Below are 12558 nucleotides of genomic sequence, written 5' to 3'. Positions count from 1 at the left end.
TTACTAATAGAAATACACTATTTATAATAAAATATTTTTATTCTTTTATCCCTTCAAGTCTTTCCTTCGTATTAATTTCTTCTCCACTTATACGCTTTTCAAAAGACTTTCTCCAACTACTTGAAAGTGCGTTTACTTCTAATATCCTTTTTACTCCTTCAATATTTTGTTTTTCCTTGTGCATGATACGGTTAGCAAACGCTACTGAAACACCTTTCGGATCAGACTGTAGCCTTTTTAATGTATCGACTGATGATACCCATCCTTCTTTTAATACACGAAAATAAAATCCTGTATATCCTGTTTCTTGAAAATATAGTGGTAACTTTGGAATATTATATTTTTTTGCTAATTTAAAACAAGGTTGCCTTGGTTGTGTTACCTGTACGATTGCCTCTCCGAGATCAAACGTATCACCAATACAAACATCCTCTTCGCGCATACCACTAACTGTTATATTTTCTCCGAAAGCCCCATATACAAGATCTTGATTCAATTCTTTTTCCCAGTATGGATAGTGATCACCAGTATAAACACAAACTGCTTTATCTACTCCTCCATGATGAACTAAGTCCGCCTGTCCATCTCCATTAAATTTTACAAAGGATAAATATACCGGTTCCTTTACTTGTTTCTTATTTATGCCTGTATGAATTACTTTTCCGCCGTATGTAACCTCTTTTGGTAATCCTATATTTAAAGATAATAATTGATATTCATTAGCCATTCTATTTCCTCCTTTAAAGGTGTTACATGTATTTTCTCTCGATTAATTTTTACAACCCTCTCTGTTACATAAAGATGATTATAAAACCTCTAAAATCATTGTTCAATTCAATTATTTATATAATAATGATAGATATAACCTATCATTATACTTGAGGTGATTCCAATCGAATTACGACAACTTGAATATTTTTTAGCTGTTTCAAAAGAATTACATTTCACAAAAGCAGCTGAAAAATTAAATATTTCACAGCCTTCACTAAGTCAACAAATACGTGCATTAGAGCATGAAGTAGGAATGCCACTTTTCGATCGAATTGGTAAAAAAATATCATTAACTGAAGCAGGGAAGATTTTATTATCACATAGTAAAACCATTTTTCATGAAGTCGAACAAGCTCGTTCAGCTATTCAAGACCTAAACGGATTACAGCAAGGTTCCTTAACAATAGGGGCTTTGTTAACCGTCGTAAATTATTTACTACCACCAGCTATTTTAAATTTTAATAATTTATATCCCAATATAAAGCTTTCTGTATTAGGGCTTCGTACAGGAGATATTCGTGAAAAATTATTACAAAACGAACTAGATATTGGAATTACATTTCTCCCGGTGCAAGATAAAGAGATTATCTCCATCCCTCTATACAAAAGCGATCTTACATTGGTCGTGCCCACTGGTCATCGATTAGCTGAACGTAATCATGTATCTATTGCTGAATTACAGAACTACCCTTTAATTCTTTTACCTAAAAATTTCTTTTTAACCGAACTAATTACATCTCATTGTCAAAAATTAAACTTTAAACCAAGGCCAATTTTAGAAATTAGTACGATGGAATCTTTAATCCAAATGGTTTCCAAAGGAATGGGAATTACAGTGTTACCCAAACCATATATAGACTTTTTACAAAATAAAAACATTAAAGCTATTAAAATAGAAAACCCTACTCCAACAATTGAAATAGGGCTAATTTATAGAAAAGATAAATATATGTGTGCTGCAACTCGAGAATTTATTGAGCAACTAAAAATTACAGTACATTCTTTCCAAAACTAAACAAAAGAGATTATCCTATGAAACCGTTTCACAACAATTTAGTAGAATAATCTCTTCTCAAAACAAAGTAAACATTATATTTAAACTCTTATAAACTTTAATGTACCTTTTTAGATATTGGAATATATTTAGTAAAATATGCACCAACTAGCAATAATACAATTGAAAATAACCAAGTAAAAGCACCACCAAAATGAAACCAATATGCAAACATATTTAAGACTGCGAGTAAAAAGAAGCAAATAGAAGTTAACGCACTTTTCAATCCTTTTATCCCAGATTTTTTTCTCTTTTGATAAGCAATATACATCGCAATGACAAGAAAAAAGATAAGAACAAATGGTAACATAACTTTTAGTATTGGTAATCCCTCCAGTATAAATGCACTCTTTATATTACCATCTTATCCCATTTATCTTTTAGGCATCAATTTATTCTTATCTTCCCTCCAAAAGTCAGTATAAGTTTTATTTTTAAAGTTCACGTTCACCTCAGAAAACGGCATACTTCCTCCAACTTTCAATAGGTACCAGTCGTTTAAAAGTGGTGATCCGAAGCAAATCTTCATTGTACGATCATGTAAATCGAATAATACAGAATGTAAAGTTCCAAACCATTCTTCATAGTTATGTACAGTTAGTCCAGCAGGATATTCTTCTTCTACTAATTTTTTTAAAGACTCTATGCTTACTTGTTCATATCTATTTAAATGCTCATGTAAAACGTGATATCTCTTTGTAGATTGTTCTAATCTCCTATTATTTAATTTCTGAATTGATGAACTAACTGCATGGTTTGTTGATACAATAAAAGCTTGTTTTTCACCATCAATCGTTATTGTGGATTTATGACCGTCAAATATTTCAATATATGCTGCATTTAAAGGATCAGCTAGTATTAAATTAATATTACTAGCAATTGGTATTTCTTCTATTAGTGACTTAGCCTCCTGCACATTTTTGCATTTCTCCAATAACAGTCGAATTACCGCAAAACATTGTAAACCACTTACTACTGGCTTTCGTAGACCTTCAATATTTCCTACTGGTTGACCACATGCTGAAAATGTAACAGATAATCCATGTTCATTAACTCCTTCTGTTCTACCAAAATATTGAGTAGAAAAACCACTATGCGCATACGCACCTTCAACATGCGTCGAGCAAAAACGCATATCATCTATTACTGGTGATAAATCATAGTTTCTTAATACATAAGTGTGAGTTGAATCTGTCTTTTTAGGTAATACTGCACAATGACTACAACCTGCTTTCAATAGTGTTTGATAGTAATACATTATATTTTTAGAAGGAATTTTCAACACTTCACAAAAACCTTCAATTTCTTCATTTATGCCTGGACAATGTTTGTTTAGTATATTTCTCGATTCTGTCCAATGGTTATTAGATATTACATTTTCTTCGTGTATAAATTGCGGGATGAGATACGGATTTTGTTTCACGAACTCCCCTTGTTGCTTTCCAATCTCATAATAACTTCCTTTTAATGATGAAAAATACCCCTTTACTTGATACATCAAACTCCCCCTCACATTGGATATATCCATATCATACCAAATGGATTTCATTCATCCTTGATGTTTTTTACTATCTTTCTTTAACACCATCCCATTTTAATATCTCCACTAATAATTATTTACTAGACAATTAAAGTTTTGTTAATATTGCTGTAATAACTTTATTTCAAAATAAAGTAGTTTGGATATCAAATGAGCAAAATACTTTGTTGAATCCACTTATAAGCAATCATCTAATTCATGAAACTAAGAAACTTACTTATCAAAATAAAAGGAGAATTTATGTATGAATAATTGCAAACCAATTGATAAATTAACTATTGAGGACCTAAAACAAAACCCCATTTGGGAATGGGCAATAGATGAAGAGGAAAACGAAGAACATGACGAAACATGGGTAAAACCAGCGGCAACTACTAATTTTACAGAAGAATTAAACGGTTCAATCGTACTAGGCGAATTATTCTTACATAATGGTGAAAAATTCCCTATGATGTGTGAAATTGATATTGAAGGTGACGAGGCCGTAATTCGTTCTGTTGTTTATTATAAGGAAGCAAAAAATGAGTATATTGCTATAGAAGATATTGTGAAAACGGTCGAAATGCCGTTATCGATTATTATTAATCTTACAATTCATGCAGAATCCAAAACCTTACGCTTCACTGCACATAAAGTAGATATTTATAAAAATTCAATAACGACTAATTTTAATTAAAGTTGGCCGAAATAAAGAAAACAATTATGAAATACAAACTGGGGAATCATTAACGATTCCCCAGTTTTTTAAACTATATTAAAGTATCCCCTTTTCCACTAAAGTCTCTGCGATTTGAACTGAATTCCAAGCCGCACCTTTTAATAGGTTATCGGAAACAATCCAAAGGTGGAATCCGTTTGGCGTATCAGGATCTTTACGTATTCTTCCGACAAATGTATCTATTTTCCCTTCTGCATATAATGGCATTGGATACAGCTGTTCACTAGGGTTATCCTGCAAAATAACACCTGGTGCATCCATTAATACTTCCTTAATTTCCGCAACGCTTGCTTCTTTTTCCAGTTCTATATAAACCGATTCTGAATGCCCCGATACAACTGGAACACGTACACAAGTAGCTGCCATTTTCAGGTTTTCATCTTCTAATATTTTCTTCGTTTCTTGAATCATTTTGACTTCTTCAAAAGTAAAATCATTGTCTGTAAATATATCTACTTGAGGCAGTACATTAAATGCTATTGGATAATGTTTTTTATCTTTTTTCACCGGTAATATATCACTCTTCACTTCTTCACCTGCAAGTATAGACTTAGCCTGCTCTTGTAATTCATGAATCGCATGAATGCCAGAACCCGATACAGCTTGATATGTTGAAACGATAATTCTTTCTAAACCAAATGATTTTCGAATCGGCTGAAGTGCTGTTACCATCTGTAATGCTGAACAATTTGGAACTGCAATGATACCTTTATGCTGTTTTAAAGTGTGCGCATTCACTTCCGGAACAACGAGCGGTACATCTTGCGCCATTCGGTACTCACTTGTGTTATCAATTACAATCGCACCACTAGAAACTGCATGAGTTACAAATTGTCTAGATACTTCTCCCCCAGCGCTAAAAAAGGCAATATCTACACCTTCAAAGCTAGTTGTTTTTGCCTCTTGTATAATTATCTCTCGTCCTTTGAATCTTACTTTCTTACCAGCGGATCGTTTGGACGAAAGCAATGTAACTTCAACTATATTAAACTTCATTTCATTCTCTAACAGTTCAATAATTTTTTGCCCTACCGCACCTGTAGCCCCAACAACAGCTACATGATAGCCCTTTTTGATCATCTTTTCTCCTCCAATATCACCTGAATGAATATTTCTACAATTTCATTTTATACAGAATTTAATCATTTGGAAAATTAAAATACATGATATAATCATTCACAAATCATGATAATAAAAGAGGGATCGCTTATGGAAATGAGACATGTTAAAACATTTTGCGCCATTGTGAAGTATGGTAATTTTTCTAAAGCTGCGCACGCGCTAGGTTATGCGCAATCTACTGTTACAGCACATATGAAAGCTTTAGAGAACGATTTACATATTCCTCTTTTCGATCGGTTAGGGAAAAAAGTGCTACTTACAAAAGCAGGTCATCAATTTCATCCTTATGCATTAGAATTACTTGCAATATATGAAAAAGCGCAAGAAATCCCCCAAAATACAGATTATTTAGAAGGTACATTGAGTATTACATCTAATGAATCATTAGCGGTATACCGCTTACCACAATTGTTACGTACTTACAAACAGAAAAATCCGAAAGTAAATATCGTACTTGAAACGAACACAAATGAACAAGCATTACAAAAATTACGTGAAGGAGAAACAGACATTGTCTTCATAATTGGAGAAAGTATAGAACATAATGATTTTATTACGCGAACTTTTAGTAATGAAACATTTGGATGGATTTTACCAGCTTATTCCGCTGCACATACAAATCCATTCCAGTTATTACAGGACACCCAGTTCATTTTTACAGAACAAAGCTGCGGCTATAGGCCAATGGTAGATCGTTTTTTACGTCAAAGCGGAAATATTCCAGCTAAAACATTTGAAACTTCCAATGTTGAAGTCATTAAACAATCCGTCATGTGTGAGTTAGGCATTTCAATTCTTCCTTATATCGTTGTACAAGAGAGTTGTCAAAAAGAACAACTATGTTTTCAGCCTATTGAAACTCCAGCATTTATTCAAAGTCATGTCATCTATCATAAATCTAGATGGATTTCTCCGGTACTACAGTCGTTTCTTTCCTTACTTGAACGAGATTAAGATATTAAGAAGTACATATAAAAAGAGTAATTGCCTAATAAGCAATTACTCCCTTTCATTAATTAGTATATTATTTATTAGTCTTTCCCCCATCTGCAATTAATTTACTACCTGAATATGTACCTTTTTGCATAAACACTTGATTAATTAATTCTTTTTGCTCAGCTTCCGACATTACTCCTTTTCCTTCTCCTAAATTCCCACTTTGTAATTTCCAAATCTTATTATGATCCCCATCAACTTTTTCATATTTTCCTTGTTTCCATCGTTCTAAAATTTCTACATATGTACTTCCCTGTACAAGATCGTTACTCTTTACAATATCAATTAAACTTTCAATCCGTTCTTGTGTAATAAAAATATAGCCCCACTTTTGATCAGCTTTCGCTTTTTGATGTGCCATTTCATGTAATGCTGTCTGTATGTTCTCATCTGTCCATTTAAAATTTTTATTAAAACCACTATTCGGTAATGAATAGTTTCCATTTTCTAAAAGCTTCGCATCTTCTGCTTTTACGTTACTATCAGCTAGTACTTCTACTGCTGGAGCAGCTGGTGATGCCTTTTTCGCAGCTGGTTTACTATTATTTAAATAATGCAGCATACCATATGTTAAACCTACTCCGATTACCGCCATACCAGCTAGAATACCGATTATTTTAAATAGTGTTTTCATCGCGCTTGTTTCCTCCCAAATATCTCTGTTCTGACTACCTAACTATTTCTTATATAAAAACTGTTACTTCATTTAAAATATCGCATCCCATCCCCTATCATATTATTTATATATACTTCCTCATATTGTATTTCTTTTTCTTTGAAATTGAAAGATTATTCTGTTAAATAATGAAAATATTCTACAAATTTTCCCTTTATATTTATAAAGAAACAAAAAAACAACGAGCGCGTTCTACAACACTCGTTGTTTTTACTTTATGCACGATTTTCGTTTAACCACTTCTTAATAGCATCTAACCTCGAAACATCAAAACGTCTTTCTTCACAAACATTTAAACTGTTTAAATTATTTACAATTTCTATTTCATTCGATTTTACACTTTTCGCCTCAATTAATTTACAATACCCGTCTGTAACGGTATTTAAATTTTCATAATAACGCTGAAGTGGTTTTGATATATGTAAATGCTTTTCAAAGTTTCTTCTTCTTCTCGTCTCATCAGATTCTTTCCGTTTTCTAAGTTCTTCATCATTCGTATATAAATAAAAATATTGATCAGGAAAACCAATTTCCCTATGTATCAGCTTTTCCTTATAAAAGTCTTCTATTAAAGATAATGACTGATCAAATATTTCAAAATGGAAACACCAATTATAGCTAAGTGGCTGATAAATGTCTCCATCAAGTATTACTAATTCATATTGCTCTGACTTCTGCATTGCTATTTTCCAGCGCTCTACTTGTTTTTCAAAATACCATGTTCTATGCTCATTTTTTGGTCTTTCAAATAAAAAATTCACTTCAGGTATAATATAAGCACCATAATTCTTTTCTAACTCACGACACGTTGTGCTCTTACCAACCGCACTCGCTCCCTCAAACGCTATAATCCCCATAGTTTCTCCCTCTTTCATTAACTAAAATCTCGTTGTTTCGCCTTTCTCCCCCATAACTGTTTCCATAAAACAATTGAAGCGATAGAGAGCATTATTGTTGTAATGATACTCCCTTCAATTCCGAACGAGCCTCCATGAAGGAATTCCGATCCAGTTGTTACAGGTTTAAAAAGTGGTGTAGAATACATTGTCATTCCACTAACCGCAAAACCAAATACGTTATATTGTGCCCAATTCCAAATGGAATGCCATGCGCATATCCCCCAAAGACTACTATCTTTCAAAACGTAAAAAGCTGCAAACACACCAACTAATATTATATTCGATATTGAAAGAATTGTAATACCTGGATTTAGTAAATGAAGAAAACCAAATAAAAATGAAGTTACAACAATACCGATCCATATACGGCTTCTAACAGAAAGAACTGGAAATAACCAACCCCGAACAACAATTTCTTCTGTTGCACCTTGTATTAAAAAAGCAACTAAAGATCCCACAATTCCAAGTATAGCCGTTGGTGTAATGTGTTGCATTTGTAGTTGTACATTTCCAGTTAATAAAAGTAGCATGACTGGTATTGAAATAAAAACAAAACCTATTAATGCACCTCTTAAATATTTTCTTATCCACTGATTCTTCCAAAATCCAATGGATGAAATTGATCTTTTCTCTACAAATCTAATCCATAAAAAAACAAAAAATATAGCTCCGCCAAACGTCAATATCATTTCAATATCACTATAAATTGCTTTCATTAAAAGCGTTTCTGCTTTCGGTAAAAACAACATAAATAACATAAACAATTCACCTAAAGTTAAAAATACAATTACAAGTATAACAGCAAATACTGGATGAACTTTTCTTCTTCCTTCTTTGGCTGCTTCAATTATTTTAAATTTATTAGACTGCAATATTCTCGCCTCCTTAACAAATACATCAACACTATTCTTATACTATATATCGATTCACTAATACAATTTCCCAATAAAAATGTTCTTAGTTTATCATAAACCAAAATTAGGAATAATATATAAATAAAAGAGATGTTTTTGTGTCTTTTACCATCCCTATTTCACACTGGTATTACCAGCACTTGCTATTTCCCACCATTTGTTGTAAGATAGTAATTAAGGTCAATTTAATACTATATTTTCTTTGCATATTATCAAGTATCAATCAGGGACATTTTGTACTCCTTATGGGTTTTTGATAATATGTGAACTTTTATTTTCATTCAAATAAGGCCGATCATATTGTAATTTTTCTACTTTTAGGAGGCATTACCATGACATTAACAGGTAAAGTAAAATGGTTTAACAGCGAAAAAGGTTTCGGTTTCATCGAAGTTGCAGACGGTAACGACGTATTCGTTCACTTCTCAGCTATCACTGGCGACGGCTTCAAGTCTCTTGACGAAGGTCAAGAAGTTAGCTTCGAAGTTGAAGACGGTAACCGCGGACCTCAAGCTAAAAACGTTGTAAAGCTATAATTCAAACAATAAAAAGGTTGTTACCAGCAAGGTTAACAACCTTTTTAATATATAACTAAAATTTTTTACATAAAAGGAGTGGTTACATGTATCGCAATCGAAAGAACGATGTAGCAGAAGTACCACCAGAACAAACCCCTGTTTGGGAATGTGAATCAGAGGATTGTTTAGGATGGATGAGAAAGAACTTTTCATTTGAAGAAGAGCCTAAATGCCCTTTATGTAAAAGTAGTATGAAAAGCGGAGAACGTTTATTACCTAAATTAGGTTAATTTATAATAAAAAAAACCTCTTTTAATTAAGAGGTTTTTTTTATTATAAATTTATGTCCTCAATATCAGTTCGCACTATAGAATACAATAATGCATCGTGTTGCTTATTTCCTTGATGAATATATCCGCGCAATAGACCTTCCTTTTGAAAGCCGATTTTAGATAACATTCTACAAGAAGTAACATTTTCAGGATATGTAATAGCTCCAATTCTAAACAAACCTAAATCTTTAAACCCATAATCAATAATTTCTCGAGCCGCTTCTGACGCATAACCATTTCCCCAATAACGAGGATGCAGGTCATATCCAATCTCAGATCGTTTACTCCATAATTGTAAATTATTTAGTCCAATTGTTCCTATTAAAACGTTCGTTTCTTTTAACACAATTCCCCATCGTATTGCCTTTTTCTCAAAGTAATTTTTTGAAAAAGATTCGATCATACGTGAAGCTTGTCCAAACTCCGTAAAAGAATTCATACCGTAATAACACGTTACTTCATCCAACGAAAAGATTTCATATATTTTTTGACAATAAGATTGTTCTATTTCAACTAAACGTAAGCGTTCTGTTTCTGATATAGGAAATGCCATAGGATCACTCCTTTCTCTCTACTCATTCATTATACCAGAAAAAATATTTATAATTAGTAAAGTCCTTATTGTTCCATAAATCAAACATTTCTAATGACGCATTCCCTCTTTATTCTCTATACACGAATTGGATACCTTCTGATTACTACTCAAACATTACGCTATAATTTCCATAAATCGAATTTCAAATTATCAAGAACTGTAAAAAAATTGTTTCTTCATTTTCTCCTTCTAAACAACCACCCTACCCCATACATTTATGGTAAAATATAGTTAATATATTATTTTATTTTGGAGGTGTAAATTTCCTATGTATATATTCATCGGCTTATCCCTCTTACTCATATTACTTATTTTTTTATTCGCAAAAAAATTCACACCAAACTCATTCATGATGACTAGCTTTAAAGGCAATAGCTTTAAGACATTTTCAATCGGTATTTTAATCGCTGCCATACTCTCACTTTCATATGGAACTTATCATGCAGTAACATATCAACCTAGTTATTTAGATATTAAATTAAAAAATCAAAACTACACTGTTTTCGGTAATGTAGGCGAATTCGGTTATTTCTCCGAAGAGTTATTGAAAAAAGATACAGAAGTACAATTATATTTCGTCTATTGGAAAACAATGCAGTTACAAAATCCGTTAATAATTATAGAATATCCTTCAGGAAAACGAGAAACATGGACGCCAACTATCGTATCAATACCGATAAATAAATTACAAGAAAAACATGATATAAAAGATATGTATCAACTATCACCGTATTCATTTAAAGAGTCTGGAGAAATAACATTAACAATAAAAGAAAACAATGTAAAAAACAATAAAATTTCCATTCAAATAAAATAAATAAAAACTGTTCCTCCATTTTGCTGAAGGAACAGTTTTTATTTATTCTACAGTATTATTTATTTAATGTAGCCATTATTTCATTGGCCATATTCTTTCCATTTCCAATACACGCACCAATTCCGACACCGTAATATGAGGCACCAGCTAAATATACATTTGGATAAAGATTCGTCATTTTTTCTTGCAATGTTTGAACCGCTTGATTATGTTCTAAATGATATTTCGGCATTAAATCTTTCCAATTTGTAACTTCGACTACTTCTGGTTCACCTTTAATTCCGAGACTCTTTTCAATATCATATAAAGCTACTCGTACTAGTTCTTCTTCACTATAATTTTTGATTGTTTCATATACCGGATTGGTACTCTTATAAAACATTCTTACTAATAATTTTTGTTTACCCGATGTATGTTTCCACTTTCGACTTGTCCATGTACAAGCATCACAATGTAAATCACTGTTTTCCGTTACAATAAACCCCGTACCGTCAGCTGGTAGTTGTTCATCTAGTATGTCAAATCCTAAGTAAATACTTATAAGAGATGAGTTTTTAAATGTATTAAACTGCTCATTTAACTCATTAGACTGTAATAAAGTTTGTGCAATATCATGTGGAGCTGCTAAAACAACATAATCAGCTTGTATTGTTTCATGATTTGCAAAAGAAATCTCATATCGATCTTCTTGTTTACTTACAGCCGTCGTTATAGCACCTTTTTTTACGACAGTTTCAGTCAGCACTTCTTCTAAGCGATTAATTATCGTAGATAGTCCACCCTTAAATGATACGAATTTTTTATTTCCTGCTGATTGAAATTGTTTTTTATTCTCTTCAAAACCTTTAATAATACTTCCATACTTATTTTTATAATCCAGTAAATACGGTAATGTAGATGCCATTGTAAGCTCATTCAATTTACCAGAATATACGCCTGAAAGCACAGGAGCAATTTGTCTGTCCACTAACTCTTTGCCTAAAAAGCTTTCTAAAAATAGAGCAAGTGATGTATCTTTCGTAAACCCTTTATTTTTCGTTATGAAATCTTTTAAAGCTACGATTTTCCCCTTCGTTGAGACTAGCGTACTGCTAAACAACGACCGGGCGCTCATCGGTATCCCAAATATAGTATCAGAAGGAATCGGATGTAACATGTTTTCAGAATATATGTAAGAAATACCCGTTTCATTATATACCATTTCATCTTCTAAATTTAAATCTTTTACAAGTGGCATAACATGTTCATTACGAGCAACGATTGAATCCGCTCCTGACTCCATAATGAAATCCTTTTCTTCCACACTATGGATTTTACCACCTAAATACTCTTCTTTTTCAATAAGAATTAAATTTAAATCGATATTATAATCCTTTTTTAATTTTTCTAAATAAAACATAGTAGAAAGTCCCGTTATACCTCCACCGATAACAACAACTGTTTTCATATGTACTGCGCTCCTAACCGATACAATTAATAATTCTTTTTTATTATAACCAAAAGTCCTTATATTCGACTAGCAAGTTGCGCATTCTGTAAGAAATTAGACAATATATTTGAATATATTTTCAAATTGCCTAATAAAAAAGAACTATAACATTTACAA

Annotated in this window: 15 protein-coding genes; 6 read left to right on the top strand and 9 right to left on the bottom strand. The window is 32.1% G+C overall.

Annotation, left to right across the window (positions count from 1 at the left end; all coding sequences use genetic code 11):
• Positions 1–37: 37 nt before the first annotated feature.
• Positions 38–727: an MOSC domain-containing protein gene (locus tag AC241_RS11885; protein WP_050843556.1), complete on the bottom strand. Its 690-nt coding sequence runs from the start codon at positions 725–727 to the stop codon at positions 38–40.
• A gap of 156 nt (positions 728–883) precedes the next feature.
• On the opposite strand from AC241_RS11885, the gene AC241_RS11880 reads away from it, so the two are divergent.
• A complete protein-coding gene (locus AC241_RS11880) occupies positions 884–1786 on the top strand; it encodes a LysR family transcriptional regulator (protein WP_016081666.1) in 903 nt (300 codons plus the stop codon).
• Positions 1787–1883: 97 nt separating this feature from the next.
• On the opposite strand, the gene AC241_RS11875 is transcribed toward AC241_RS11880, so the two are convergent.
• Both AC241_RS11875 and AC241_RS11870 read right to left on the bottom strand, forming a co-directional pair.
• Positions 1884–2135, bottom strand: a complete 252-nt coding sequence (locus AC241_RS11875) for a hypothetical protein (protein WP_105434209.1) — start codon at positions 2133–2135, stop codon at positions 1884–1886.
• Positions 2136–2198: 63 nt separating this feature from the next.
• Complete coding sequence (locus tag AC241_RS11870) at positions 2199–3323, bottom strand: C45 family autoproteolytic acyltransferase/hydrolase (RefSeq protein WP_029442284.1); 1125 nt, start codon at positions 3321–3323, stop codon at positions 2199–2201.
• A 286-nt stretch (positions 3324–3609) separates the two neighbouring features.
• On the opposite strand from AC241_RS11870, the gene AC241_RS11865 reads away from it, so the two are divergent.
• The gene (locus AC241_RS11865; protein ID WP_029442283.1) at positions 3610–4041 is read left to right on the top strand and encodes a hypothetical protein; all 432 of its coding nucleotides are present in this window, start codon (positions 3610–3612) and stop codon (positions 4039–4041) included.
• A gap of 78 nt (positions 4042–4119) precedes the next feature.
• On the opposite strand, the gene AC241_RS11860 is transcribed toward AC241_RS11865, so the two are convergent.
• Positions 4120–5163: an aspartate-semialdehyde dehydrogenase gene (locus AC241_RS11860; protein ID WP_043938951.1), complete on the bottom strand. Its 1044-nt coding sequence runs from the start codon at positions 5161–5163 to the stop codon at positions 4120–4122.
• A gap of 129 nt (positions 5164–5292) precedes the next feature.
• Between AC241_RS11860 and AC241_RS11855 the strand changes: the two genes are divergently transcribed.
• Positions 5293–6159, top strand: a complete 867-nt coding sequence (locus AC241_RS11855; RefSeq protein ID WP_016081671.1) for a LysR family transcriptional regulator — start codon at positions 5293–5295, stop codon at positions 6157–6159.
• Positions 6160–6229: 70 nt separating this feature from the next.
• On the opposite strand, the gene AC241_RS11850 is transcribed toward AC241_RS11855, so the two are convergent.
• From AC241_RS11850 to AC241_RS11840, 3 genes are all read right to left on the bottom strand, one after another.
• Positions 6230–6835, bottom strand: a complete 606-nt coding sequence (locus AC241_RS11850; protein WP_029442281.1) for a PRK06770 family protein — start codon at positions 6833–6835, stop codon at positions 6230–6232.
• Between the two features lie 257 nt (positions 6836–7092).
• Entirely contained in the window at positions 7093–7752 is a 660-nt protein-coding gene (locus AC241_RS11845; RefSeq protein ID WP_155417057.1) for a nucleoside/nucleotide kinase family protein, read from the bottom strand.
• On the bottom strand, positions 7752–8648 hold the full coding sequence (locus tag AC241_RS11840) for a CPBP family intramembrane glutamic endopeptidase (protein ID WP_050843554.1): 897 nt from the start codon (positions 8646–8648) through the stop codon (positions 7752–7754). Before AC241_RS11840 ends, AC241_RS11845 begins: the two co-directional genes overlap by 1 nt.
• 374 nt (positions 8649–9022) lie before the next feature.
• On the opposite strand from AC241_RS11840, the gene cspD reads away from it, so the two are divergent.
• Together cspD and AC241_RS11830 are read left to right on the top strand one after the other, a co-directional pair.
• On the top strand, positions 9023–9226 hold the full coding sequence (gene cspD, locus AC241_RS11835) for a cold-shock protein CspD (RefSeq protein ID WP_000176365.1): 204 nt from the start codon (positions 9023–9025) through the stop codon (positions 9224–9226).
• 86 nt (positions 9227–9312) lie between these two features.
• Positions 9313–9498, top strand: coding sequence for a cold-shock protein (locus AC241_RS11830; RefSeq protein WP_000286203.1), 186 nt, complete (start codon positions 9313–9315; stop codon positions 9496–9498).
• Between the two features lie 43 nt (positions 9499–9541).
• Here AC241_RS11830 and AC241_RS11825 read toward each other — a convergent pair whose 3' ends face one another.
• Positions 9542–10093, bottom strand: coding sequence for a GNAT family N-acetyltransferase (locus tag AC241_RS11825; protein ID WP_050843553.1), 552 nt, complete (start codon positions 10091–10093; stop codon positions 9542–9544).
• 310 nt (positions 10094–10403) lie between these two features.
• On the opposite strand from AC241_RS11825, the gene AC241_RS11820 reads away from it, so the two are divergent.
• Complete coding sequence (locus tag AC241_RS11820; protein WP_050843552.1) at positions 10404–10952, top strand: hypothetical protein; 549 nt, start codon at positions 10404–10406, stop codon at positions 10950–10952.
• 55 nt (positions 10953–11007) lie between these two features.
• Here the strand turns inward: AC241_RS11820 and AC241_RS11815 are convergent, their stop codons facing one another.
• Positions 11008–12399: a protoporphyrinogen oxidase gene (locus tag AC241_RS11815; RefSeq protein WP_050843551.1), complete on the bottom strand. Its 1392-nt coding sequence runs from the start codon at positions 12397–12399 to the stop codon at positions 11008–11010.
• Positions 12400–12558 lie beyond the last annotated feature (159 nt).

It is taken from the genome of Bacillus thuringiensis, assembly GCF_001182785.1.
Classification (GTDB): Bacteria; Bacillota; Bacilli; order Bacillales; family Bacillaceae_G; genus Bacillus_A; species Bacillus_A thuringiensis_S.
This window is presented reverse-complemented; position numbering and strand designations above follow the sequence as displayed.